At 66.7% G+C, this 25,468-nt stretch carries 21 protein-coding genes and 1 other RNA gene; 15 read left to right on the top strand and 7 right to left on the bottom strand.

What is annotated here, in order from left to right:
• Positions 1–13 precede the first annotated feature (13 nt).
• A complete protein-coding gene (locus WJ12_RS02940; RefSeq protein ID WP_034186435.1) occupies positions 14–661 on the bottom strand; it encodes a TetR/AcrR family transcriptional regulator in 648 nt (215 codons plus the stop codon).
• A gap of 277 nt (positions 662–938) precedes the next feature.
• Here WJ12_RS02940 and WJ12_RS02945 point away from each other — a divergent pair, with 277 nt between their 5' ends.
• Entirely contained in the window at positions 939–2,363 is a 1,425-nt protein-coding gene (locus WJ12_RS02945; protein ID WP_059558026.1) for an NAD(P)/FAD-dependent oxidoreductase, read from the top strand.
• Positions 2,364–2,456: 93 nt separating this feature from the next.
• Here the strand turns inward: WJ12_RS02945 and purB are convergent, their stop codons facing one another.
• The gene (purB, locus tag WJ12_RS02950) at positions 2,457–3,845 is read right to left on the bottom strand and encodes an adenylosuccinate lyase (RefSeq protein ID WP_069245540.1); all 1,389 of its coding nucleotides are present in this window, start codon (positions 3,843–3,845) and stop codon (positions 2,457–2,459) included.
• 283 nt (positions 3,846–4,128) lie between these two features.
• On the opposite strand from purB, the gene WJ12_RS02955 reads away from it, so the two are divergent.
• The 6 genes from WJ12_RS02955 (at position 4,129) to WJ12_RS02985 (ending at position 9,988) form a co-directional block, all read left to right on the top strand.
• Positions 4,129–5,082 carry a LysR substrate-binding domain-containing protein gene (locus WJ12_RS02955; protein WP_034186438.1) on the top strand — a complete coding sequence of 318 codons (954 nt, stop codon included), beginning with the start codon at positions 4,129–4,131 and terminating at the stop codon, positions 5,080–5,082.
• 283 nt (positions 5,083–5,365) lie between these two features.
• Positions 5,366–6,652: a Glu/Leu/Phe/Val family dehydrogenase gene (locus WJ12_RS02965; protein WP_034186440.1), complete on the top strand. Its 1,287-nt coding sequence runs from the start codon at positions 5,366–5,368 to the stop codon at positions 6,650–6,652.
• 218 nt (positions 6,653–6,870) lie between these two features.
• Entirely contained in the window at positions 6,871–7,764 is an 894-nt protein-coding gene (locus tag WJ12_RS02970) for a glutamate/aspartate ABC transporter substrate-binding protein (RefSeq protein ID WP_034186451.1), read from the top strand.
• Positions 7,765–7,848: 84 nt separating this feature from the next.
• Entirely contained in the window at positions 7,849–8,589 is a 741-nt protein-coding gene (locus tag WJ12_RS02975) for an amino acid ABC transporter permease (protein ID WP_034186441.1), read from the top strand.
• A complete protein-coding gene (gene gltK / locus WJ12_RS02980) occupies positions 8,589–9,266 on the top strand; it encodes a glutamate/aspartate ABC transporter permease GltK (protein WP_034186442.1) in 678 nt (225 codons plus the stop codon). The genes WJ12_RS02975 and gltK overlap by 1 nt, the downstream gene beginning before the upstream one ends.
• Positions 9,263–9,988 (top strand): amino acid ABC transporter ATP-binding protein, encoded by a 726-nt coding sequence (locus WJ12_RS02985; protein WP_069245541.1) that lies wholly within the window; start codon positions 9,263–9,265, stop codon positions 9,986–9,988. The genes gltK and WJ12_RS02985 overlap by 4 nt, the downstream gene beginning before the upstream one ends.
• Positions 9,989–10,072: 84 nt before the next feature.
• Here the strand turns inward: WJ12_RS02985 and WJ12_RS02990 are convergent, their stop codons facing one another.
• Both WJ12_RS02990 and WJ12_RS02995 read right to left on the bottom strand, forming a co-directional pair.
• On the bottom strand, positions 10,073–15,292 hold the full coding sequence (locus tag WJ12_RS02990) for an autotransporter outer membrane beta-barrel domain-containing protein (protein ID WP_059557356.1): 5,220 nt from the start codon (positions 15,290–15,292) through the stop codon (positions 10,073–10,075).
• Positions 15,293–15,896: 604 nt separating this feature from the next.
• On the bottom strand, positions 15,897–16,808 hold the full coding sequence (locus tag WJ12_RS02995; protein ID WP_034187113.1) for a class II glutamine amidotransferase: 912 nt from the start codon (positions 16,806–16,808) through the stop codon (positions 15,897–15,899).
• A gap of 206 nt (positions 16,809–17,014) precedes the next feature.
• Here WJ12_RS02995 and pyrC point away from each other — a divergent pair, with 206 nt between their 5' ends.
• The 3 genes from pyrC to rnpB all read left to right on the top strand — a co-directional run bounded on the left by pyrC (position 17,015) and on the right by rnpB (position 19,378).
• On the top strand, positions 17,015–18,079 hold the full coding sequence (pyrC, locus tag WJ12_RS03000) for a dihydroorotase (RefSeq protein ID WP_011350953.1): 1,065 nt from the start codon (positions 17,015–17,017) through the stop codon (positions 18,077–18,079).
• Positions 18,076–18,954, top strand: coding sequence for a DUF3025 domain-containing protein (locus tag WJ12_RS03005; protein WP_059557354.1), 879 nt, complete (start codon positions 18,076–18,078; stop codon positions 18,952–18,954). The genes pyrC and WJ12_RS03005 overlap by 4 nt, the downstream gene beginning before the upstream one ends.
• Before the next feature lie 12 nt (positions 18,955–18,966).
• Positions 18,967–19,378, top strand: an RNA gene (gene rnpB, locus WJ12_RS03010) — RNase P RNA component class A.
• 70 nt (positions 19,379–19,448) lie between these two features.
• On the opposite strand, the gene WJ12_RS03015 is transcribed toward rnpB, so the two are convergent.
• Complete coding sequence (locus WJ12_RS03015) at positions 19,449–19,913, bottom strand: OsmC family protein (RefSeq protein WP_175028623.1); 465 nt, start codon at positions 19,911–19,913, stop codon at positions 19,449–19,451.
• A gap of 411 nt (positions 19,914–20,324) precedes the next feature.
• Positions 20,325–20,630, bottom strand: coding sequence for a DUF1090 family protein (locus tag WJ12_RS03020; protein WP_059557353.1), 306 nt, complete (start codon positions 20,628–20,630; stop codon positions 20,325–20,327).
• A gap of 311 nt (positions 20,631–20,941) precedes the next feature.
• On the opposite strand from WJ12_RS03020, the gene rplM reads away from it, so the two are divergent.
• The 3 genes from rplM to erpA all read left to right on the top strand — a co-directional run bounded on the left by rplM (position 20,942) and on the right by erpA (position 22,373).
• Positions 20,942–21,370: a 50S ribosomal protein L13 gene (gene rplM / locus WJ12_RS03025; protein WP_009687896.1), complete on the top strand. Its 429-nt coding sequence runs from the start codon at positions 20,942–20,944 to the stop codon at positions 21,368–21,370.
• Positions 21,371–21,380: 10 nt separating this feature from the next.
• Entirely contained in the window at positions 21,381–21,773 is a 393-nt protein-coding gene (gene rpsI / locus WJ12_RS03030; protein WP_006476904.1) for a 30S ribosomal protein S9, read from the top strand.
• 228 nt (positions 21,774–22,001) lie between these two features.
• Positions 22,002–22,373: an iron-sulfur cluster insertion protein ErpA gene (gene erpA / locus WJ12_RS03035; RefSeq protein ID WP_034187117.1), complete on the top strand. Its 372-nt coding sequence runs from the start codon at positions 22,002–22,004 to the stop codon at positions 22,371–22,373.
• A gap of 107 nt (positions 22,374–22,480) precedes the next feature.
• Here erpA and WJ12_RS03040 read toward each other — a convergent pair whose 3' ends face one another.
• On the bottom strand, positions 22,481–23,629 hold the full coding sequence (locus WJ12_RS03040; protein WP_069245542.1) for an anhydro-N-acetylmuramic acid kinase: 1,149 nt from the start codon (positions 23,627–23,629) through the stop codon (positions 22,481–22,483).
• A 142-nt stretch (positions 23,630–23,771) separates the two neighbouring features.
• On the opposite strand from WJ12_RS03040, the gene tyrS reads away from it, so the two are divergent.
• Together tyrS and dtd are read left to right on the top strand one after the other, a co-directional pair.
• Complete coding sequence (gene tyrS, locus WJ12_RS03045) at positions 23,772–25,013, top strand: tyrosine--tRNA ligase (protein ID WP_034187119.1); 1,242 nt, start codon at positions 23,772–23,774, stop codon at positions 25,011–25,013.
• Positions 25,010–25,468 carry a D-aminoacyl-tRNA deacylase gene (dtd, locus tag WJ12_RS03050; protein WP_034182741.1) on the top strand — a complete coding sequence of 153 codons (459 nt, stop codon included), beginning with the start codon at positions 25,010–25,012 and terminating at the stop codon, positions 25,466–25,468. Before tyrS ends, dtd begins: the two co-directional genes overlap by 4 nt.

A 25,468-nucleotide genomic window follows, 5' to 3' on the forward strand; every position in this document is an offset into this window, starting at 1 on the left:
CGAAGCCGGCCGGTCAGGCCGCGTGCGCGCGCCGCGCGATGCCGTCGAGCAGCACGTCGAGCATCGTGTCGTGCACGACGGCCGGGTCCAGCTGCGCATAGAGCGGGGCGGCCGACCTGACGAGCGGATGCTCGGCGTCGGACAGCGCGTTCATCTCCGCGAGTTCGACGTCGTTGGCCGCACGCGTGAGGCCGCCGGCTTCGGCGGCAGCGAGCCCGATCACGCTCGCGTACCAGCCGACACACACCGCCGGCAGCGCCGCGCGCGGGATGCCGGCGTCGGTCAGCGCGCGATGCACGGCCTCGATGTGTGCGAGGTCGGCCGGCCCCGTGCTCATGTGCCGCTGCAGCAGCGCGAACGCGGCAGGGTAGCGCAGCGCGAGCGCGCGGTACTGGCGCGCGAGGTCGCGCAGCCGCTCGCGCCACGGCAGCGACGGGTCGACCGGCACGAGCGAGCGCGACAGCGCGTTCGCGATCGCGCGGTTCAGGCCTTCCTTCGACTTGAAGTGATACAGCACGCTCATCGGGTCGCAGCCGACCGACTGCGCGAGCTTGCGCACGCTGAATGCGGCTTCTCCGACGTCTTCGAGCAGCGCGAGGGCGGCCGCGACGATCGCGTCCTTGTCGAGGCCGCGCGGGCCTTGGGCGGGTTTGTCCTTCATCGAGGCGGGCGGGCACGCCGGTGCGGGACCGGCCGTAAACTTGACGAAAGCTTATTCTACACTGTAGAATTATTTCTGCGGTGTAGAAATTGGGTGTCCCGGCACCTTTCAAGACGTGCTTTCGCACAGTCCGGGATCCAGGCGGCACGAGCGTGCCCGCCGTCAACACGGGCCATCGCGCCCCCTCTTCTCGTTGACACCCATGTGGAACCGGCTGCCCCACCCGCGAAGCCAGAAGGCTATTCGACAGGCGGCCCAAGACCATGCAAGTGCAATCATGACGTCCAACCACCAACGACCCCTGATCCAGGGCGAATCGCGTTTCGAGCAAACGCAACTGAACATCGAAAAAGACAACTGGAACTGGTGCGACCCGGCTCGCTACGACGGCGAGCGCCCGGCCAACTGGTATGAGGCGTCGCTGTCGCGTCATGCGAACGGCGCGCCGCTCGCGCACGATGCGGTGTGCGACGTGCTCGTGATCGGCGCGGGGCTGCTCGGCGCATCGGCCGCGCTGCATCTCGCGGAAGCGGGCGTCGACACGATCCTCGTCGACAAGCACCACGTCGGTTCGGCCGCGTCCGGCCGCAACGGCGGCCAGCTGACGCCCGGCCTCGCGCGCTGGGAGGCGGCCGACATGATCGACCATCTGTCGCACGACGACGCGAAGCGGCTGTGGCGCTTCGCGTCGGCCGAGTCGATGGACCTGATCGATGCGATCGGCGCGCGCTACGCGCTCGACCTCGACCGCAAGCGCGGCCACATCACGGCGGCCGTTCACCCGGGCCACATGAGCGCGCTGCTCGACGGCGCGGATGCGCGCCGTCATCTCGGCGACGCGGGCGTGACGCTCGTCGGCCGCCATCAGCTGCACGACGAATACGTGCGCTCGGGGCTGTATCACGGCGCGGCGATCGATGCGATCGGCGGCCAGATCCATCCGCTCGCGCTGGTGCGCGGCCTCGTGCACGGCTTCCGGCTGAACGGCGGCGCGCTGTTCGAGGGCACCGAGGTGCTCGAACTCGACGAGACGCCCGCGGGCGTCGTCGCGACGACGCCGGGCGGCACGATCACCGCGCGCAAGGGCGTCGTGCTCGCGCTGCACAACACGACGTTCCGGCTGCTGGACGACGGCGCGGCAACCACGGTGCCGTTCTTTACCTACGTGAGCGTGACGGCGCCGCTCGACGTCGATGTCGCGACGCTGATGCCGGCCGGCATGCCCGTGTACGACACGCAGTTCCAGATCGACTACTACCGGCCGGTGCGCGGCAACCGCCTGCTGTTCGGCGGGCAGGGCACCGGCACCTGCTGGGCGCAGCCCGACGTCAACGCGTATCTGCTGACGCGGCTGAACACGGTGTTTCCGCAGACCGACGGCCGCATCGCGCTCGACTACTGCTGGAGCGGCGTCAGCGACTTCACGCTGAACGGCGCCACCGACAGCCGCAAGACCGATGCCCGCGTGCCGATGTACATGGTGCAGGGCTGGAGCGGCCACGGCGTCGCGCAGACGGTGCGGATCGGCAAGGCGATCTGCGACGATTTCGTCGGCCGCAACGACGATTTCTCAATGCTCACGGGCATCGATCACCGCGCGATTCCGCTCGGCCGGCAGTTGTCGCCGATCGCGATTCCCGCCGCGAAGGCCGCGATGAGCGTGATGAGCGCGCTGAACCCGGGGCGGATGATCTCGTTCTGATGGTCCGGTGTTCAGGCTGCCGCGCGCCGTCAATGAAAAAGCCCGATGCGAATCGCTCGCATCGGGCTTTTTTTCGTCCGGGGACGGCGGTGCTTACGCGATCCGCTTCGCGAGTTCGACGGCCTTGCCGATGTACGACGCGGGCGTCATCGCAAGCAGCAGATCCTTCGCGTCCTGCGGGATCGCGAGCGTGCCGACGAATTCCTGCAGCGCCTCGCGCGTGATGCCCTTGCCGCGCGTCAGTTCCTTCAGCTGCTCGTACGGGTTCTCGATGCCGTAGCGGCGCATTACCGTCTGCACCGGCTCGGCCAGCACTTCCCAGCAGTTGTCGAGATCTTCGTCCAGGCGCTGCGGGTTCACCTCGAGCTTGTCGAGGCCGCGGATCAGCGAGTCGTACGCGAGCAGCGAGTAGCCGAGCGCGACGCCCATGTTGCGCAGCACCGTCGAGTCGGTCAGGTCGCGCTGCCAGCGCGACACCGGCAGCTTGTCGGCGAGGTGGCGCAGCGTCGCGTTCGCGAGGCCGAGGTTGCCTTCCGAGTTCTCGAAGTCGATCGGGTTGACCTTGTGCGGCATCGTCGACGAGCCGATCTCGCCGGCCTTCGTCTTCTGCTTGAAGTAGCCGACCGAGATGTAGCCCCACACGTCGCGGTCGAGGTCGAGCAGGATCGTGTTCGCGCGCGCGACGGCGTCGAACAGCTCGGCCATGTAGTCGTGCGGCTCGATCTGGATCGTATACGGGTTGAACGTGAGCTTCAGGCGGTTCTCGATCACGTCGCGCGAGAACGCTTCCCAGTCGAATGCCGGATACGCGGACAGGTGCGCGTTGAAGTTGCCGACCGCGCCGTTCATCTTGCCGAGGATCTCGACCTTCTCGATGCGGGTGATCGCACGGGCGAGACGCGCGGCGACGTTCGCGAGTTCCTTGCCGAGCGTCGTCGGGCTGGCCGGCTGGCCGTGCGTGCGCGACAGCATCGGCTGCTCGGCGTGCGCGTGCGCGAGGGCGACGAGGCGCTGGTAGACCGTGCGCAGCGCCGGCAGGATCACGTGTTCGCGCGCGCCGGCGAGCATCATGCCGTGCGACGTGTTGTTGATGTCCTCGGACGTGCACGCGAAGTGGATGAATTCGCTGGCCTGCTCGAGTTCGGCCTGGCCCTTCACCGATTCCTTCAGCCAGTATTCGACGGCCTTCACGTCATGGTTCGTCACGCGCTCGATTTCCTTGATGCGGGCGGCGTCGTGCGCGGTGAAGCGCTCGGCGAGCTGCAGCAGGAACTGCTCGGACGCATCGGAGAAGCGCGGGATTTCCGCGAAGCCGGCGCGCGACAGCGCGATCAGCCAGTGCACCTCGACGGTGACGCGGTGGCGCATGAAGGCGGCTTCGGAGAGCCAGTCGCGCAGCGCTTCGGTCTTGCTGGCGTAGCGGCCGTCGATGGGCGAGAGCGCGGTGAGGGCGAAAAGCGTATCGGGACGAGTGTCGGACATGATCGGGCGGGCCTTGGGGCCGGGTCGAGCGAGGGGGAAGGAGAATCCGGCATTTTACCATTGGCGCGGGGCGATCCCGGCCGAACCGGTCCGGCCGCTGCCGGCGCGGGCCACCGGCGCGGGCGACCAGTGCGGGCGACCAGTGCGGGACGGCGGGCGCGTGACGGCGGGGCGGCGCCAGAAAGGGCCGCTTGCGCGTGTCCGCGCCGCCGCCGCCGACCGGGGCTGCCCGCCGGTAGAATGCAGGCTTCTTCCCGACCGCCGCCCGCCGCGCCCCGCCTGCATGGAACTGAAATGGCTCGAAGACTTCGTTTCGCTCGCGGAAACGCGCAGCTTTAGCCGGTCCGCCGAACTGCGGCACGTGTCGCAGCCGGCGTTCTCGCGGCGGATCCAGGCGCTGGAGGCGTGGCTCGCGACCGAACTGATCGATCGTTCGGTTTATCCGACGCGGCTCACGCAGGCCGGGCAGATCTTCTACGAGCAGGCGCTGACGATGCTGTCGCAGGCGCACGAGGCGCGCACGCTGCTGCGCGGCCACGTCGGCGCGCCGGTGCCGACGATCGAGTTCGCGGTGCCGCACACGCTGTCGCTTACGTATTTTCCGCGCTGGCTGCAGCGGATCGAGGCGAAGATGGGCCAGGTCCACACGCGGCTGCGCGCGCTGAACGTGCACGACGCGGTGCTGTCGCTCGTCGAGGGCGGCTGCGATCTCGTGATGGGCTACCACCACCCGAGCCATCCGGTCGCGCTCGACCCGGCGCGCTACGACATGCTGATCCTCGGCAGCGAGCCGATCAGCCCGTTCTCGGCGCCCGGCCGCGCCGGCCGGCCGCGCCATACGCTGCCGGGCGCGGCCGACGCGCGCGTGCCGTACCTGTCGTATACGCCGAACGCGTATCTCGGCCGGATGACCGAGGTCATCATCGCGAACGCGCCGACCCGGCTGTTCCTCGACCGCGTCTACGAGACCGACATGGCCGAAGGGCTGAAGGCGATGGCGCTCGCGGGCCACGGCGTCGCGTTCCTGCCGCACAGCGCGGTCGAGGATTCGGTCGCGGGCGGCCGGCTGATCCGGCTCGACCGGTCGGCGCGCGGCGGCGCGCATCCGTTCACGCTGACGATGGAGATCCGGCTGTACTGCGACAAGCTCGCGCTGCAGGGCGACGATCCGCGCCAGAAACTCGTGCGCGCGCTGTGGGAGGTCGTGCGCGACGAGCTGCGCGACACCCCGAATTAACCGCCGGCGGTTAATCGACCGCCGCCGGTCGGTCGCGGCCGGCTGACGGCGGCCTTGCGGTGCCTGTCGGGTGGCTGTCCGGCGGCCGGCCCGCGCGCAAGCCAGCCGATTTTTTCGCCGGCGCGATGCACGGCCGATCGCGGGCGTTCTTGCGCAAATCGACCGCGGATTTGCGAAAAATCGCGATCATGCAAGAAACGCATAATCGAATAAGCAAACGGCATTGGATAAAAAAAACGGGTTTTTCGACAATGTGCGCAATCCGTTGAACGTTGGAGCTTCCATGTCTTCGCAACAGCAGTCCATCCCGTCCTACCTGCACGCCGACGATCTCGGCCCGTGGGGCAACTACCTTCAGCAGGTCGATCGCGTCGCGCCGTACCTCGGTTCGCTGTCGCGCTGGCTCGAAACGCTGAAGCGTCCGAAGCGCATCCTGATCGTCGATTGCCCCATCGAGCTCGATAACGGCACCGTCGCGCACTTCGAAGGCTATCGCGTGCAGCACAACGTGTCGCGCGGCCCGGGCAAGGGCGGCGTGCGCTACCACCAGGACGTGACGCTGTCGGAAGTGATGGCGCTGTCCGCATGGATGTCGGTGAAGAACGCGGCCGTGAACGTGCCGTACGGCGGTGCGAAGGGCGGCATCCGCGTGGACCCGCGCAAGCTGTCGCGGGGTGAGCTCGAGCGCGTGACGCGCCGCTACACCAGCGAAATCGGCATCATCATCGGGCCGAACACCGACATTCCGGCGCCGGACGTCAACACCAACGAACAGGTGATGGCGTGGATGATGGACACGTACTCGATGAACCAGGGCCAGACGTCGACCGGCGTCGTGACCGGCAAGCCGATCGCGCTCGGCGGTTCGCTCGGTCGCAAGGAAGCGACGGGCCGCGGCGTGTTCGTCGTCGGCTCGGAAGCGGCGAAGAAGAAGGGGCTGGAAATCGAAGGCGCGCGCATCGCGGTGCAGGGCTTCGGCAACGTCGGCGGCATCGCGGCGAAGCTGTTCCAGGAAGCCGGCTCGAAGGTGATCGCGGTGCAGGATCACACGGGCACGATCTACCAGCCGGCCGGCCTCGATTCGAACAAGCTGCTCGACCACGTCGCACGCACGGGCGGCGTCGCGGGCTTCGAAGGCGCCGAGCCGATGCCGAACGACGAGTTCTGGACGGTCGAGACCGACATCCTGATCCCGGCGGCGCTGGAAAACCAGATCACCGAGAAGAACGCGGCGAAGATCCGCACGAAGATCATCGTCGAAGGCGCGAACGGCCCGACGACGACGGCGGCGGACGACATCCTGAGCGCGAACGGCGTGCTCGTGATCCCCGACGTGATCGCGAACGCCGGTGGCGTGACCGTCTCGTACTTCGAATGGGTGCAGGATTTCTCGAGCTTCTTCTGGACGGAAGACGAGATCAACCACCGCCTCGAGCGCGTGATGCGCGAAGCGTTCGCCGGCGTGTGGGCGGTCGCGGAAGAGCACAAGGTGACGGTGCGTACGGCGGCGTTCATCGTCGCGTGCAAGCGCATCCTGATGGCGCGCGAAATGCGTGGCCTCTACCCCTGATCGTTGACTATGATCCATTCATGACGCAATCCCCCCGATTGCGGAAATGAACCCTCGCGGGCGATGCCGGATCCGGCATCGCCCGCGCGCGCATTCGGGCGCCAGGAGCCGGGTGGAAGGCTTCGTGCAGGGCGATTCGTAGTGCGGTAAACAACCAGTACTTTCAAAAATATTACTTTGATACACTGGCGCGGGTTTTAGCCAAGGAGATGACCAAAATGAAATACCACAAGGCAGTCCTGATGGTCGCGGCGCTTTGCGCGTTCGCAAGCGGCGCGCATGCTCAGGAGACGGGCACGCTGAAGAAGATCAAGGACACGGGCGTGATCGCGCTGGGCCACCGCGAATCGTCGATTCCGTTCTCCTATTACGACCAGAACCAGCAGGTGGTCGGCTATTCGCGCGAATTCCAGATGAAGATCGTGGACGCGGTGAAGAAGAAGCTGAACCTGCCGAACCTGCAGGTGAAGAACATCCCCGTCACGTCGCAGAACCGCATTCCGCTCGTGCAGAACGGCACGGTCGACATCGAGTGCGGCTCGACGACCAACAACACCGAGCGCCAGCAGCAGGCTGCGTTCTCCGACACGATCTTCGTGATCGGCACGCGCCTGATGACGAAGAAGGATTCGGGCGTCAAGGATTTCGCCGACCTGAAGGGCAAGACGGTCGTGACGACCGCCGGCACGACGTCGGAGCGCCTGCTGCGCAAGATGAACAACGACAAGCAGCTGGGCATGAACATCATCAGCGCGAAGGATCATGGCGATTCCTTCAACACGCTGGAATCGGGCCGCGCGGTCGCGTTCATGATGGATGACGCGTTGCTCGCGGGCGAGCGCGCGAAGGCGAAGCAGCCGGGCGAGTGGGTGATCGTCGGCACGCCGCAATCGGAAGAAGCCTACGGCTGCATGATGCGCAAGGGCGATGCCGACTTCAAGAAGGTCGTCGACGACGCGATCTCGCAAGTCGAGAAGTCGGGCGAAGCCGCGAAGATCTACGCGAAGTGGTTCGAGAATCCGATCCCGCCGAAGGGGCTGAACCTGAACTTCCCGTTGTCCGATTCGATGAAGAAGCTGTACGCGAACCCGAACGACAAGGCACTCGACTGACCACACGGCCGTTGATGCAGAAATGACGCTAATGAGACGGAAGAGGCCACGCTTCTTCCGTCTCTTTTTGCTGGAGTCTTGCCCATGTCTTACCACTGGAACTGGGGCATCTTCCTGAGCCCCGTGTCGACCGGCGAGCCGACGACTTATTTCGGATGGCTGATGTCCGGCTTCTGGGTGACGATCGAAGTGTCGCTCGTCGCCTGGGTCATCGCGCTGATCGTCGGGTCGCTGTTCGGCGTGCTGCGCACCGCGCCGAACAAATGGCTGTCCGCGATCGGCACCGTGTATGTGTCGATCTTCCGGAACATTCCGCTGATCGTGCAGTTCTTCGTCTGGTATCTCGTGATACCCGAGCTGCTGCCCGCGTCGATCGGTACCTGGATCAAGCAGTTGCCGCCGACCACGCAGTTCTTTACCGCGTCGATCGTCTGTCTGGGCCTGTTCACCGGCGCGCGCGTGTGCGAACAGGTGCGCTCGGGGATCAACGCGCTGCCGAAGGGCCAGCGCGCGGCCGGTCTCGCGATGGGCTTCACGCAATGGCAGACGTATCGCTACGTGCTGCTGCCCGTTGCGTACCGGATCATCGTGCCGCCGCTCACGTCGGAATTCCTGAACATCTTCAAGAACTCCGCCGTCGCGTCGACGATCGGCCTGCTCGACCTGTCCGCGCAGGCGCGCCAGCTCGTCGACTACACCGCGCAGACGTACGAGTCGTTCATCGCCGTCACGCTCGCGTACGTGATCATCAACCTCGTCGTGATGGCGTTCATGCGCTGGATCGAAGGCCGCACGCGGCTGCCCGGCTATATCGGAGGCAAGTGATGCATCAGTTCGACTGGAGTAGTATTCCCGGCGCGCTGCCGACGCTGTGGACGGGGGCCGTCGTCACGTTCCAGATCACGCTGATCGCGATCGTGGTCGGGATCGTCTGGGGCACGCTGCTGGCGCTGATGCGGCTGTCGGGCGTCAAGCCGCTCGCGTGGTTCGCGCAGGGCTACGTGACGGTGTTCCGCTCGATCCCGCTCGTGATGGTGCTGCTGTGGTTCTTCCTGATCGTGCCGCAGCTGCTGCAGGGCGTGCTCGGGCTGTCGCCGACGATCGACATCCGCCTCGCGTCGGCCATGGTCGCGTTCTCGCTGTTCGAAGCCGCGTATTATTCCGAGATCATCCGCGCCGGCATCCAGGCGGTGCCGCGCGGGCAGGTGAATGCCGCGTTCGCGCTCGGCATGAACTACGCGCAGGCGATGCGCCTCGTGATCCTGCCGCAGGCGTTCCGTGCGATGGTGCCGCTGCTGCTCACGCAGGCGATCGTCCTGTTCCAGGATACGTCGCTCGTGTACGTGATCAGTCTCGCGGACTTCTTCCGCACGGCGGCCAACATCGGCGATCGCGACGGCACGACCGTCGAGATGGTCCTGTTCGCCGGCGCATGTTATTTCGTGATTTGCTCGTTGGCGTCTGCTCTCGTCAAGGGTCTCCAGAAAAAGGTCACAAGATGATTTCCATCAAGAACGTTTCGAAGTGGTACGGCCAGTTTCAGGTCCTCACCGACTGCACGACCGAGGTCAAGAAAGGCGAAGTGGTCGTCGTGTGCGGCCCGTCGGGCTCGGGCAAGTCGACGCTGATCAAGACCGTCAACGGCCTCGAGCCGTTTCAGCAGGGCGAGATCCTCGTGAACGGCCAGTCGGTCGGCGACAGGAAGACGAACCTGTCGAAGCTGCGTTCGAAGGTCGGGATGGTGTTCCAGCATTTCGAGCTGTTCCCGCATCTGTCGATCACCGAGAACCTGACGCTCGCGCAGGTCAAGGTGCTCGGCCGCGGCAAGGACGAAGCGACCGAGAAGGGCATGAAGCTGCTCGAGCGCGTCGGCCTGAAGGCGCATGCGCACAAGTTCCCGGGGCAGCTGTCGGGCGGCCAGCAGCAGCGTGTCGCGATCGCGCGCGCGCTGTCGATGGACCCGATCGCGATGCTGTTCGACGAACCGACGTCCGCGCTCGATCCCGAGATGATCAACGAAGTGCTCGACGTGATGGTCGAACTCGCGCAGGAAGGGATGACGATGATGGTCGTCACGCACGAGATGGGCTTCGCGAAGAAGGTCGCGCATCGCGTGATCTTCATGGACAAGGGCGCGATCGTCGAGGACGACCGCAAGGACGATTTCTTCTCGAATCCGAAATCGGAACGCGCGAAGGACTTCCTCGCGAAGATCCTGCACTGAGCGTTCGCGCGTTTCGCGCGCGTCCATGCGAAAACCGCCCGGCATCGAGCCGGGCGGTTTTTTTTCGGCCGCCGGTCGCGTGCGTTACCAGCTGTAGCGGTAGCCGACCTGCCCGACGATGCCGCGCCGGTAATCGCCGCCGATGTTGCGCGCGATTTTCGCGTTCGCGTAGAGCTCGCCCGACTTGCCGAAGCTCGCGCTCACGCCGACCCCGAGCTCGTACCAGGTGCGGCCAAGGTGCGTCGCGAACGGCGTGCCGCCGACGACGGTCTGGCCCGGCGACAGGAAGTCGTGCAGCACGTCGGCCGTGAAGTACGGCGTCGCGGCGCCGCCGCCCGCATCCGACTGGAGGTTCGGCCGGAAGATGCGCACGCCGACGCGGCCGCGCAGCGCGTTCGTCGTCGTGCCCGATACGGCCGACACGTTGTCGTTGAACCCGTTCAGCTTCAGGTACTGGTACATCAGCTGCGCCTGCGGTTCGATCGCGATCGGCGTGCCGCCGATCGCGAACGGCTTGCCGACTTCCTGCGACAGCGCAATACCGAAACCGTTCTGCGACGCCTCGTTGCCGTAGCTGTCGCGATAGCGGTTGCCGTAGTGCGTGACCTGCCCGACGCTGTCGAAGTAGGTGCCGTCCGGCAGATAGCGCGTCCAGTAGCCACCGACGCTCTGCGCGTGCATCTCGACCGAGCCCGTCGAGGTCGACAGGTCCTGCGCGTCGGCGCGCGCCATGTCGCTGAAACTCGCGTTCGACACGCCGATGCTGGCGGTCACGCCCGCATGCGTGCTGCCCGCGCCGTTCGGCGCCTGGTCGAGCGTCCAGTCCTTGCCGAACTGCGCGAAGAACGTGCGCTCGTCGGCCGCGAAGCGGCCCGCGTTCGCATCGAGGCTCTGGCCGCCGATGCGCCCCCATACGCCGTCGCGGTTGCCCGGCTGCTGCTTCTCGACGTTGTAGATGTCGCCGACGCGCTCGTGCAGCTTGCCGAGCGTGGAGAAGCCGTAGTCGGCGTTCAAGAGCGGCGTGAGCGCGTAGCCGGCGACGCCCGGGCGGTACGCGAGCGTGCCGCCGTTGCCGTTCCCGTTGTTGCCGCCGTCGCCGCCGCCGGACGGGTGGATCGGGTCGCCGGGGTCGGTCTGGTCGAGCTGCGAGCGAAGGTACCAGCCGTTCGCGTCGCTTTGACCGCCGCGATAGAGCCGGTATTCGTACGCGCCGGCCTGGACGGGCCCGGCGAGATGGAAGGCCGACGCGGTGGTCGTGCCGCCGTTGGCCGTGAGGACCACCGGAATCCCGTCGCCGGTCGTCTGCGCGCCGGTGCCGGCCGTATTGGCGATCTTCAGGCCGGTCGTGCCGTTCGCGGCGCCGCCGTTCACGATCAGCCGGTCGGTCGGCGACGCGTCGGCGCCGAGATACGTGTTGAGCGCGATCGTGCCGCCGCGGCCGACATAGTTGCCGGTCGTCAGCGTCTTGTAGCTGCCCGTGAGCGTCGGCGAACCGACGGGGGCGGCGAACGCGACGAGGCCCGCGTTGCTCAGGCTGCTCAGGACCGAGCTGCCCGTCATGCGCCACGTGCTCGAGCCGTCGACCCTCAGCGCGACCGGATCGATCTTGCCGGTCAGCGTCGTGCCGTACCCGAGGAACACGTTGCCGGTGCTCGATGCGTCGGAGACGATGTCGCCCGCGAGGTTCACGCCCAATGCGTTGAACGTCACGTTGCTGCCGTTCGCAAGGTTCAGCAGCGTGCCGTTGCCGGCCGTCACGACCGTGCCGTTTACCGTGATGTCGGCCTTGCCGCCGCGCGCGGCGAAGGCCGGCCCGGCGACGGACGTCACGCTACCGCCCTGGACCAGGACCGAACTCGTCGCGCCGCTCGCGAGCATATCCGACGTCAGCACGCCGGCCGTCGCGCCCTTGAGCGTCGTGCCGTGCAGTTCGAGCAAGCCGCCGCTGTCCGCGGTTGCGCCGTTGCCGGCCGCGCTGTCGATCGACGAATCCGTACCGGTGATACGCCCGCCGTGCAGCGCGACGCTGCCGTCGGCAGCGCTACCCGACGTGGTGAGCGTCACACCCGACAGCGTGGCTGCCGCACCATCCATCACGATCGCATGCGCACCGGCGCCGGTCGTCGCGACGGTCGTGCCGTCGGCCAAGAACGCCGAATCGGCGCTCGACACGTAGACGCCGCGCGCATTGGTACCGGAGGTGCGGACGACCGTCGTCGGATAGGTCGCGATGAGCGCGCTCGTGCCGGTCGACGTGACGCCGTCGGCGCCGTTGCCGGTCGTGGCGATCTGCATATCGGACAGTGAGATCGTTGTGTTCGCGCCGAGGTTGCGGATCCCGCTGCCCGATCCGCCCGTTGCGATCGAGGTCGCGCCGGCCACGATACCACCGCGCGTGACGGTCGGGTCGATCAGCACGCCGTCGGCGCTGCCGTTCGCGATCACGGTGCCGGCGCCCGACATCGAGACCCATGTGCCGGCGCCCGTCAGGCGCACGCCCGCGATGCCGTCGTCGGCTTCGATCGAGCCGGTGTTGGCGAGTAGCGCCGATGCCCCCTGCACGAGCGCGCCGGTGCCATCGGACACGCGGATCGTCGACGCGTTGTTTACCGCGCCTAACGTGCCGACGACGACGCCCGTCGAGTCGGCGCCGGTCAGCAACACCGTATTGCGGTTATCGAACGTGCCGAGGTTTTGCGCGACGAAGCCCGTCACGCCGGCGGTCGACGACGTCACGGCGGCATGGTTGGTCAGCGTCGTCGCGACCAGGCCACCGGTGTTTGCGCCGGCGAGGTCGTGCGCCTGCCCGTCGACGACGCCCGCGATCGCGCCGGCCGCGTTCAGGTTGATCGTCGCGCCGGCGTCGATCGTGCCGTTCGCGCCGCCCTCGACCGCGATCGCGATGCCGTTCGCGCCGTTGACGTTGTAGGTCGCGTTGCCGGTCGACAGCGTCGTGCCGGCGTCGGTCGCGAGCACGCCATGCGCACGCTGGCCGTTGACGTCGGTCGTCAGCGTGCCGGCCGCCGACGCGCCCGTGTACGCCGCGCCGCCCGCGACGCGGAACAGCGTCGAGTCGTCGGTGTCGACGCCGAGGTGCTGAGCGGCCACGTTGATCTTCGAGCCCGCGCCGTATGCGTAGAAGCCGATCTGGTTTGTGCCCGACATGAAGGCCGGCACCGCGTTCGCGCCGACGTCGATCGTCGCGCCCGAGCGTGCGTGCACGCCGATCGCGCCGGTGCCCGTCAGGTTGAGCGCGCCGTCGAGCGTGGCCTTCGCAAGCGGCCCTTCGGCCCACACGCCGTAGTTGCGCGTGCCCGACGCGGGATCGAGGCCGCCGGCCACGTCGATCGTGCCGGTCGACGTCGCGGCGGTCGCTTGCGTGCCGGTGCCGAGCACCATCACGCCGATGCCGTTCACGCCATTCAGCGTGATCGTGCCGGTGTTGGTCACGGTCGCGGCCGTATCGGCCGCGAGCATGCCGACGTTGGCGAGCGGCGTGCCGGGCGCCGTGCCGTTGACGACGATCGCTCCCGCGTTGGTCAACGTGCCGGACGTCGAGCCGATGCTCGCGAGCGCGGCGCCGTTCTGTGTCTGCGAGCCGATCACGATCGTGCCGAGGTTGCTCGCGGTGCCCGATGCGCCGAGCAGGATGCCGTATGCGTGCGCGGCGAGCGCGACGTCGCTTGCCGTGCCGCCGGGTGCGTACTGGGCCGCGCGGCCGAGATAGATCGTGCCGCCGGCCTGGTTCGTGAAGCTGCCGCCGTCGACGAGGCCGCCGATCACCTGGCTGTCGAGCGTCGTCGCGTTGACGCCGACGTTGATCGTGCCGGCGTTCGACCCGGTCGCGCCGTCTGTCACACCTACCGCGTAGTTCTGCAGGTTCGGCTGGTTGCCGTCGAGCGTCCACGCGCCGACGTTCATCACGCCGTTGTTGACGAACGAGGTGCCCGTTCCGCTTGCGTACACGCCGTTGCCTTCCGTGTAAGCGTTGAAGCCGAAGTTGGCGGGCGGCGCGCTGCCGCTCGTGTCGAAGTTGTCGCCGGATGCGTAGCCGGACGAGATCGTGCCGTTGTTGACGCCGCTTGCACCGCTCAGCAGGCGCACCAGCGTGAAGTCGCCCGACAGGCGCCCGTCGTTGATGAAGTGCGCACCGTTTTCCGCGAGGACGGCCGAGCTCGGGACGATCGTGTTGGTGCCGCGGAAGTCGATCTGGCCTTCCTTGCCGATCTGCAGCGTCGCGTTCGCGCCCGTGCCGTGCATGACTGACAGGAAATCGATCGGCAGCGTGTTCTTGTCGCCCGCGGACACGGTGTTCTGATACTGGAAGCTTTGCTGCGAGAACGTCACGGCCTGGCTGAACGCGCTGTCGTAGGCGGCCTGCGAGCCGAGCGCGCCGCTTTGCACGGAGCGCACGAGAAAGTCGTTGTATGCGGCAAGCGATGCGGCGTCGGTGACCTTCCACGTACTGCCGTCGAACGCGGTGAAGGTGCCCGCGTAGGCCGGCACGTCGAGCTGGCGGCTGCCGACGGCACCGCCGTCCGCAAGATAGTCGCCGGTGGTGAACTGAATCTGGTTGCGCGAGTTCCAGGTGACGGTGCTTGTCGTGGAGCCCGTACCGTCCGCGAAGGTAAGGTCGGTCCCCTTCGCGGCGATCGAGATCGCGTTGCCGGCTGCGTCGGGCGCGTTCGCCGCATTGCCGATCGACACGTTGAGCGATCCGCCGGTGGCGGCGACGGTGCCGATGCGCGTGTTCACGTACTGATCGCCGTTCACGTCGTGGTAGACGGGCACTTCGGTCGCGCCGGCCGTCGACGCGGAAAACGCGGACGAGTCGTAGGTCGCGACCGACGTGCGGGTGCCGGTGATCGAGTCGGGCGTGCTCACGCTGTGCGTCTTGCCGCCGAGCGACAGCAGCGGCTGGTTCGGGTTGCCCGACACGATGGTCGTGCTGCCGATCGGCGTGAGCGTGTAGCCCGGGTCGCCGCCGGCGCCGGTCCATGCGCCCGACACGCCGACGGTGTCGCCGCCCGACACGGTGGTGGCACCGGCCAGGTTGTCGTTGACGGTCGGGCTGAAACTGCCGAGCGCGCAGGTGCCGCCGCTCGCGACGGCCGCGCCGCTGCCGCAGGTCGATGCATGCGCGCCGCCGGCCGACAGCATGGCCAGCAATGCGCCGAGCGCTACCGCGCGGCGGTTCGTGCCCGATGCGCTACCCGAGCGCTTGCCGCGCGCCCGTGCCGTTTCCGCCACCGCGACCCAGCAGCCGGCGGTTTCGCTCCATATCGATCGAAATGAGTGATTCACGACAAGCCCCTATTTCTTGTTTTGAAATGGCATTCGCCGGAATTCGGCGAATTCGCAATCCGCGGTGGAGAAATAATCCGAAAGGGGCGTGCGGCGGCTGTGGCTGCGTATCGCGCCAATCGTGTTTCGTTACACCAGCGATGGGCGGAGTCTACTGATTCGGAGCACGGTCGATTATCGAGAAATCGGGAAATGTGGGGATGCCAACCGTAGTGGGTTGTATTTTTGATTTGTGTGGTTAATCGAACCGAAAGCCATGCAGGTCAATGGACCCGGGGGCTGGGGTGAAAATCAGGAATGGCCGGTGGGGTGGGTGGGATACCGCACGGATTGACGGCAACCGATAAGCTAGAATGCGCGCCCGAGATTATATTTAATGGGAAGAATTTGCCGTTTCTTGATTTGGTTGTTTTTTATTTTCGCTTGTAAATTAATAAAATCAAGCGAATTTCTCATGGTGCTGATTCATTGCGCCGAATGGCGGCCCGAGTGAAACGGCATCGGCCGAGGCGCGCCGATTTTCACCGGTAAGGGATGCGTCGGCCTCGACGCGAGGTTCGCTCGAGCGGAAAGGACGCAGGTTGCGGCGCGTGCCGTACCGGGTTCAGAAATCGATTGCGTCGTCGGAGTCGCCGTCGGCGGCGGTGGCGAGTGCCTCACGGACCTCGCGCGGCGCGGACGCCGATGCGTCGAGCGCCGGGTTGCGCAGTTTCTCGAGCACACGCTCGGGCACCGGGATCTGCATCCGCGCGGCGACGTCGCCGCACTGGAACATGATCAGCTCGCCCGGCTCGAACGCGGTCCAGACCTCGTTGTCGGTGAGCGGCTGCGTCGCGATCACCGCGACGCGATCTTCGGGCGTCGTGTATTTCGCGAAGTCGATCGACAGGTCCTCGTCGACGAGATGCGCGGTCGAGAACGGCCAGCGCCGCACCAGATAGTGCAGGCGCGTCGAGCAGTGCGCGAAGAGCGCCTGACCGTTCGACATCAGGAAGTTGAACACGCCGTGATCGGTGATCCCGCGCGTGAGTTCGCCGACGCGCTCGAACAACTCCGGCAGCGGCGGCTGCGCGCCGGGAAAGGCCTCGCGCAGCCCCTGCATCAGCACGCAGAACGCCTGTTCGCTGTCGGTCGTGCCGACCGGGTGGTAGACGCTGCCGTCCATGTTCGGCGCGTAGTCCTGCAGGTCGCCGTTATGCGCGAAGATCCAGTGCCGGCCCCACAGCTCGCGCATGAACGGGTGGCTGTTCTCGAGCAGGATGTGCCCCTGCGTCGCCTTGCGGATGTGCGCGATCGTGTTCTTGGACTTGATCGGGTAGCGCTTCACCATTTCGGCGATCGGCGACGTGGCCGATGCCTGGTGATCGATGAACAGGCGGCAGGCCTTGTCCTCGAAGAACGCGATGCCCCAGCCGTCGGCATGGTGATCGGTCAGCCCGCCCCGGGCCGCGAAACCTGTGAAGGAGAATGTGACGTCCGTCGGCGCGGCGCAGTTCATTCCTAAGAGTTGGCACATTTTACTTGGGGCGGCAGGCTGAAGCGGGGGGGTAACGAACCGGGCGAACCCCGGTACAATGCGGCTTCAAGCATATCACCGAGCCCTGAGCGGTAAAAAGCGGATTCCGCTGGCCAAAGGTCCCGTGTTGCGGTTTGCCGTCAGTCGGCCCGCGCACGCGTGTTCCGGCCCCGCCAACGGCAAGCACGTTCCTCACGACGCCTCCTATGACTGCCTCGAACGCTTCCTCCCCGGCGACGCTCTCGCTCGCCCGTCCCGACGACTGGCACCTGCACCTGCGAGACGGCGACATGCTGGCCGCCGTGCTGCCGCACACCGCGCGCCAGTTCGGCCGCGCGATCGTCATGCCGAACCTGAAACCGCCGGTGACGACCACCGCGCAGGCGCAGGCCTATCGCGAGCGCATCCTCGCCGCGCTGCCCGCCGGGATGACGTTCGAACCGCTGATGACGCTGTACCTGACCGACAACACGCCGCCCGACGAGATCCGCCGCGCGCGCGAAAGCGGCTTCGTGCACGGCGTGAAGCTGTACCCGGCCGGCGCGACGACGAATTCCGACCACGGCGTCACCGATCTCGCCAAATGCGCGAAGACGCTCGAGGCGATGCAGGAAACCGGCATGCCGCTGCTCGTGCACGGCGAGGTGACCGATGCGTCGATCGACCTGTTCGACCGCGAGAAGGTGTTCATCGACCGCGTGATGACGCCGCTGCGCCGCGATTTCCCGGGCCTGAAGGTCGTGTTCGAGCACATCACGACGAAGGACGCGGCCGACTACGTGCGCGACGCCGACGCGGCGCCCGGCCTGCTCGGCGCGACGATCACCGCGCATCACCTGCTGTACAACCGCAACGCGCTGTTCGTCGGCGGGATTCGCCCGCATTACTACTGCCTGCCCGTGCTGAAGCGCGAAACGCATCGCGTGGCGCTGGTCGAGGCCGCGACGTCGGGCAACCCGCGTTTCTTCCTGGGCACCGACAGCGCGCCGCATGCGCGCGACGCGAAGGAAACCGCGTGCGGCTGCGCCGGCTGCTACACGGCGCTGCACGCGCTCGAGCTGTACGCGGAAGCGTTCGACACGGCCGGCGCGCTCGACAAGCTGGAAGGGTTCGCGAGCTTCTTCGGCGCCGATTTCTACGGGCTGCCGCGCAGCGCCGAGACGGTCACGCTGCGCCGCGAGGCGTGGGAACTGCCGCGCGAGATCTTCGCGGGCGACACGCCGGTCGTGCCGTTGCGCGGCGGCGAGACGATCGGCTGGAAACTGGCGTGACCGTTGCGCCGCCGCGCGGGTCCGGCCATGCGGCCGGCCGCATGGCGGCGGATTTCGCGCGGATCGACTGGTCCGCGCCGTGGCTTGGACCCTATGCGGAGCCGGGCCGCGCCGTCCAGGCGGCCGTATTGGCGGGTGACGCCGCGCTGCTCGATGCGCTGAATGGCGCGTTGCGCGACGGCGCGCGTGTCAGCGGTCGCGGCAGGCCGCTGCGGTTCGTGCCGCAGGCCGCGCTGCCGCCCGGCATCGCATACGAAACCCATGTCGCCGACACCGGCGGGGTGCCGACTCGCCACCATCTTCACGACTTCTTCAATGCACTCGTCTGGTTCGCGTATCCGCGCACCAAGGCCGCGCTGAACGCGCGTCAGGCCGCCGCGATCGACGCGGCGGGCGGTGTCGGGCCCGTGCGCGGTTCGCTGCGCGACGCGCTCACGCTGTTCGACGAGAACGCCGCGCTGTTCGTCACGGCCGACCGCGCGCTCGCCGCTGCGCTGCGCGGCTTCGACTGGCCGCGGCTGCTGGTCGCCGCGCGCGACGCGTGGGGCACGCGCTGCGAAGCGCGGCTCGTCGGCCATGCGCTGCTCGAACAGCTCGTGACGCCTTACAAGTCCTGCACCGCGCACACGTGGATCGTCGAAGTGAGCGCCGACTATTTTTCATGGCCCGACGCGCAGCGCAACGCGCATGTCGACACGCGGGTGGCCGCCGAACTCGCGACGCGCGCGCTGACGAGCCGCGATTTCGCGCCGCTGCCGGTACTCGGTGTACCGGGCTGGTGCGCCGCGAATGCCGATGCCGCGTTTTATGACGATCCGGCGGTATTCCGCAGCGGCCGACGCGTGCGTGCTGCCGGTGGCGGCGCGCAGTGCTAGAATGCGCGTCGCAAAGCAGGCCAGGCAGTCGCGGCCTCGCCGCCTTCGGGCGCGCGGGGGCGAGGAAAGTCCGGACTCCACAGGGCAGGGTGATGGCTAACGGCCATCCGTGGCGACACGCGGAACAGGGCAACAGAAAGCAAACCGCCGATGGCCCGGCGCAAGCCGGGATCAGGTAAGGGTGAAACGGTGCGGTAAGAGCGCACCGCGGCGACGGCGACGTCCGCCGGCACGGTAACCTCCACCCGGAGCAATTCCAAGTAGGCAGGCGTGCATCTTCGGATGCAGGACGGGGCCCCCGTCTCGCCTGCGGGTAGGAAGCTTGAGCGCGTCAGCAATGGCGCGCCTAGAGGAATGGCTGCCACGCGTGGCGCGCTTCGGCGCGCGGCGTGCACAGAATCCGGCTTATCGGCCTGCTTTGCCGTTCGAATGCGAAAGGGCCGGCGTCTCCTTGCGGAGCGCCGGCCCTTTTTTCATGCGTGAGCGCGGTGCGTTCAGGCGGCGACGATGTCGAACGAATGCGTGAGTTCGGCCGTCTTCGCGATCATGATCGACGCGGAGCAGTACTTGTCGTGCGACAGGTTGATCGCCCGCTCGACCGTGCCCGGGTTCAGGTTGCGGCCGGTGACGGTGAAGTGGAAGTGCACCTTCGTGAACACCTTCGGGTCTTCGCTCGCGCGCTCGGCCTTCAGCGTGACCGAGCAGCCGGTGACTTCCTGGCGGCTCTTCTTCAGGATCAGCACGACGTCATAGGCCGTGCAGCCACCGGTGCCGAGCAGCACCATTTCCATCGGACGCGGCGCGAGGTTGTGGCCGCCGCCCTCGGGCGCGCCGTCCATCGCGACGAGATGCCCGCTGCCGGTCTCGGCGGAAAACGCCATGCCGTCCTGGCCCATCCAGCTTACTTTGCATTCCATGCTTGCACTCCAGCGTTGCCTGATTCGGATTCGATCCGGCATTGTAGCCCGCAGCGCAACGGTCGGCTGATGCGCTGCACGACGTGCAATGCCGGCGCCGTGCGGGCAGGGCGTCCGACGGCAATTTCCCTGCTTCTTTTAGGGGTTCTGCTCTAGATGACGGAGATTCCTGTTCCCGGGCGCCGGAATCATGCCATTGATTTAAAAGGGAAAATCATTGTTTTCGAGCGTCACCTCGTGAATTTTGCATTATGGTTTTGGATTTCGCCATGCAAATTTTCTTGTTCAGTCGGCGACGCATTCGTATAATGAGCCTCATTGGTTGTCGCGCTGCGGTAACCTCCGAATGTCTCCTCCACCCTCCTCCTAAGGTGGATTAAGCCCGAACCAGCCGTTCGGGCTTTTTTTCGTCCCGTGCAAACATCGGCGCGCGGCTTGCGCGCGCCGGCAGCGTCACGCGGGCTGCCGTGCGGCAGGCGGCGATGCCGCGTCGGGCGCCGCGCCGCGCGAGCGCGTGTCAGGCGCAGGTGCATGGACGGCTGACGCATGGCCGTGACTGCGCGCGCAGAAGTGGCGGACGCGTTCGCGCACCGCGCGCAGTCGGGCGACGCGATCCTCGGCATGAGCGTTCCGGGCGTCGGCGATGCGCGCATCGAGCGCGTCGAGCTTGGCTTCGCAGCCGGTGTGAGCGGCGACGGCAGGCGCCGCGATGGCCAGCAGCGCGGCTGCGAGAAAGGGCGTAAGTCTTTGTTTCATCATGCTTGTTTGTTGTTTTCCGGGTTCGGCCGGTCGGGCGCGGCAAGGTCAGGTGCCGCGCGTCGACGGGTGCCGCCCCAGACGCTCGGTTCGCCTGGCTGGTTGGGGCACGACCGAATTTTGGCCCATTTCGGCCGCCGCGGACACGGGACGTGGATTCCCTTTGACCGCTTCGCCGTATTTCCTTTATAATTCAGGGCTTTTCCGCTTTCATGCCCACGGAAAAAGAACAGGGAGAGCCTGCACCGCGCCTCGAAGCGCACACAGACAAGCAGGAAGAACACATCGGGCAAAGCATTTTTTTTGGATCGATCATGAAGACGTTTTCCGCAAAAGCCCATGAGGTGACGCGCGAATGGTACGTGATTGACGCGACGGATAAGGTTCTCGGCCGTGTTGCCAGCGAAGTGGCACGCCGTCTGCGCGGCAAGCACAAGCCTGAGTTCACCCCGCACGTCGACACTGGTGATTTCATCATCATCATCAACGCGAGCAAGTTGAAGGTCACGGGCAACAAGACGCTGGACAAGAAGTACTACCGTCACTCGGGTTACCCGGGCGGTATCTATGAAACGACGTTCGGCAAGATGCAAGAACGCTTCCCGGGCCGCGCGCTCGAGAAGGCGGTCAAGGGCATGCTGCCGAAGGGCCCGCTCGGCTACGCGATGATCAAGAAGCTGAAGGTCTACGCAGAAGCGACGCATCCGCACTCGGCTCAACAGCCGAAGGCGCTCGAGATCTAAGGGGACCCACATGATCGGTAACTGGAACTACGGTACGGGCCGCCGCAAGAGCGCAGTCGCACGTGTCTTCATCAAGGCTGGCAAGGGCGACATCATCGTCAACGGCAAGCCCATCGCTGACTACTTCTCGCGCGAAACGTCGCTGATGATCGTGCGTCAACCGCTGGAACTCACGAACCACGGCCAGACGTTCGACATCAAGGTGAACGTGAACGGCGGCGGTGAAACGGGCCAGGCAGGCGCAGTGCGCCACGGCATCACCCGTGCACTGATCGACTACGATGCGACGCTGAAGCCGTCGCTGTCGAGCGCAGGCTTCGTCACGCGCGATGCGCGTGAAGTCGAGCGTAAGAAGGTCGGTCTGCGCAAGGCACGCCGCGCAAAGCAGTTCTCGAAGCGTTAATTCCGCTTCATGGCCTCGCCGCCCCTCGGGTGGCGTCCGCCGGAAAAACCGCCAGCTTCCACGCTGGCGGTTTTTTTATGCCCGCTTTTTGCCTGTCCCGGGCCGCCGCCGCGGCCGCCCGCGCGGGCACGTTTGACGAAATCGACAAGAACCTATTGATTTCATGGACTTCAGCACGATCTTCTGATCGGCCCTACAATAGCGGCTAAAGCTTTTTGGAGAGTTCGAATGAACGCTGTTACCGAATCCGCAGCAACGACGACCGATATGCCGCTTCCGTTTGTCTTTACCGACGCGGCGGCCGACAAGGTCAAGCAACTGATCGACGAAGAGGGCAACCCCGACCTCAAGCTGCGCGTGTTCGTGCAGGGTGGCGGCTGCTCCGGCTTCCAGTATGGCTTCACGTTCGACGAGGAAGTCAACGAGGACGACACCGTGATGGACAAGAACGGCGTCCAGCTCCTGATCGATTCGATGAGCTACCAGTATCTGGTCGGCGCCGAGATCGACTACAAGGACGATCTCAACGGCGCCCAGTTCGTGATCAAGAACCCGAACGCGACCACCACCTGCGGGTGCGGTTCGTCGTTCTCGGTCTGAGCGCGCATCCGATCCGCGCCGGTTCGCCGGCATGAAAAACGGGGCTTCATGCCCCGTTTTTTTATACCCGTCTGCCGTGCTGCGTCCGCCGCACCGCAGGTCTTGCGTCAGCGCGGATAGAGCGCGCCGAGCACGCGATTGCCGGCTGCGCCGGTAACCGTCGCGAGATTGCCGGGCTGGCGCGCGGTGAAGCGGTACGCAAGCCACGCGAACGCGAGCGCCTCGACCTGCTGCGGCGGCACGCCGAGCGCCGCCGTCGTATCGACGGCGGCCGGCACGCCGGCCTCGCGCAGCGCGTGCCGCAGCGCGTCGAGCAACACCGGATTGCGTGCGCCGCCGCCGCAGACGAAGACGGCCTTGCAGCCCGACGCGTGTTTGGCCACCTCGCGTGCGACCGACACCGCGGTCAGCACGGTGAGCGTCGCCTGCACGTCCTCCGGCGCGACCTGGGCGAACGCGGTGAGCTTCGCGTCGAGCCATGCGGGATTGAACAGGTCGCGGCCGGTGCTTTTCGGTGGCGGCGCGGCGAAATACGGTTCGTCGAGCAGTGCATCGAGCAGCGGCGCGTGCACGGTGCCGCGCGCGGCGAACTTGCCGCCGTCGTCGTACGGCTTGCCCAGATGGCGGGTCGCCCATGCGTCGATCAGTGCGTTCGCGGGGCCGCAGTCGAAGCCGCGCACGTCGCCGCCGTCGCCGGGCAGGATCGTGATGTTGCTGATCCCGCCGAGATTGCAGACGACGCGCGTTTCGCCGGGCGCACCGAACACCGTGGCATGGAAGGCCGGCGCGAGCGGCGCGCCGTGGCCGCCGGCGGCCACGTCGCGGCTGCGGAAATCGGCGATCACGTCGACCTGGGTCAGTTCGGCGAGCAGCGCCGGGTTGTTGAGCTGCCGCGTATAGCCGCGCTCGGGGCGATGACGCACCGTCTGCCCGTGCACGCCGATCGCGCGGATCTCGTCGCGCGACAGTCCGGCCGTGCGCTGCAATTCGTGGCAGCACACCGCATAGCGCGTGACGAGCGCGTTCGCCGCGAGCGATTCGCGGTCGATTTCGTCGTCGCCGGGTTGTTGCAGCGCGAACAACGCGTCGCGCAGCGATTGCGCGAAGCCGACGAACGCTTCCGCGAGCACGACCGGCGCGCGGCCGGCCTCGAAACGCACGGCGACGCCGTCGACGCCGTCCATGCTGGTTCCCGACATCAGCCCGAAGTAGATGCCGTCGGCCGGATGGGCATTTTGCGGCTGTCGTTGCGGCACGTTGGGTTCTCCTGGATCGTGCGGCGCGGGCCGGTGCCGCGCGCCTTGCGCCCGATTATCCGCGCAACCTGACGCGCCGTTAAGCGATGCGCGCGCAAGTTATGGGAAAATCCCTGTTTTTGCGACATTCTTCCCGGCACCGATGAGCACCGAACCCAGTTCCAAGCCTGTTTTCCCGATCACCGACGAAGTCCGGCATGCGCTCGCCGTCACGAAGCGCGGCGTCGACGAACTGCTGATCGAGGAAGAGTTCGCGCAGAAGCTCGCGCGCAGCGCGGCCACGAACACGCCGCTTCGCATCAAGCTCGGCCTCGACCCGACCGCGCCCGACATCCACATCGGCCACACGGTCGTGCTGAACAAGATGCGTCAGCTGCAGGACCTCGGCCACACGGTGATCTTCCTGATCGGCGATTTCACGTCGCTGATCGGCGATCCGTCGGGCCGCAATGCGACGCGCCCGCCGCTCACGCGCGAGCAGATCGAATCGAACGCGAAGACCTACTTCGAGCAGGCCGCCCTCGTGCTCGATCGTGAAAAGACCGAAATCCGCTACAACAGCGAATGGTCGATGCCGCTCGGCGCGGACGGGATGATCAAGCTCGCGTCGCGCTATACGGTCGCGCGGATTCTCGAGCGCGAAGACTTCACGAAGCGCTTCCAGGGCGGCGTGCCGATCTCGATCCACGAATTCCTGTACCCGCTGATGCAGGGCTACGACTCGGTCGCGCTGAACGCCGACCTCGAGCTCGGCGGCACCGACCAGAAGTTCAACCTGCTGGTCGGCCGCGAGCTGCAGAAGCAGTACGGCCAGGAACAGCAGTGCATCCTGACGATGCCGCTGCTCGAGGGTCTCGACGGCGTCGAGAAGATGTCGAAGTCGAAGGGCAACTACGTCGGCATCAGCGAGAAGCCGACCGACATGTTCGGCAAGCTGATGAGCATCTCGGACACGCTGATGTGGCGTTACTTCGAGCTGCTGTCGTTCCGCAGCCTCGACGAGATCGCCGGCTTCAAGCGCGAGGCCGAAGGCGGCCGCAACCCGCGTGACTTCAAGGTGCTGCTCGCGCAGGAAATCGTCGCGCGATTCCACTCGCAGTCCGATGCCGAGCGCGCGCTGGAGGACTTCAACCATCGCGCGAAGGGCGGTGTGCCGGACGACATTCCGGCGGTCACGCTCGCCGGCGCGCCGCTGGCGATCGGCCAGCTGCTGAAGCAGGCCGGCCTCGTGCCGTCGACGAGCGAAGCGCTGCGCAACATCGAGCAGGGCGGCGTGAAGATCGACGGCGCGACGGTGTCGGACAAGGGCCTGAAGGTCGAAGCCGGCGAGTTCGTCGTGCAGGTCGGCAAGCGCCGCTTCGCGCGCGTCACGCTGACCGCATGATCGCGCTGATCCAGCGCGTGAAGCGCGCTGACGTCCGCGTCGGCGACCGGACGACCGGCGAGATCGGCGCGGGCCTGCTCGCGCTGGTCTGCGCGGAACGCGGCGACACCGACGCGGCAGCCGACAAGCTGCTCGCGAAGATGCTCGGCTACCGCGTGTTCAGCGACGCAGCCGGCAAGATGAACCTGCCGGTGTCGAACATCGACGGCGCGGGTCGCGCGGGCGGGCTGCTGCTCGTGTCGCAGTTCACGCTGGCGGCCGACACCAACAGCGGGCTGCGTCCGAGCTTCACGCCGGCCGCGCCGCCCGACGAAGGCGCGCGGCTGTTCGACTATTTCGTCGCGGCCGCGCGGGCGCGCCATCCGGTCGTCGAAACGGGCGAGTTCGGCGCCGACATGCAGGTGTCGCTCGTCAACGACGGCCCCGTGACGTTCTGGCTGCAAGTGCGGCCCTGA

The sequence above is a fragment of the Burkholderia seminalis genome (assembly GCF_001718535.1).
Taxonomy (GTDB): Bacteria; Pseudomonadota; Gammaproteobacteria; order Burkholderiales; family Burkholderiaceae; genus Burkholderia; species Burkholderia seminalis.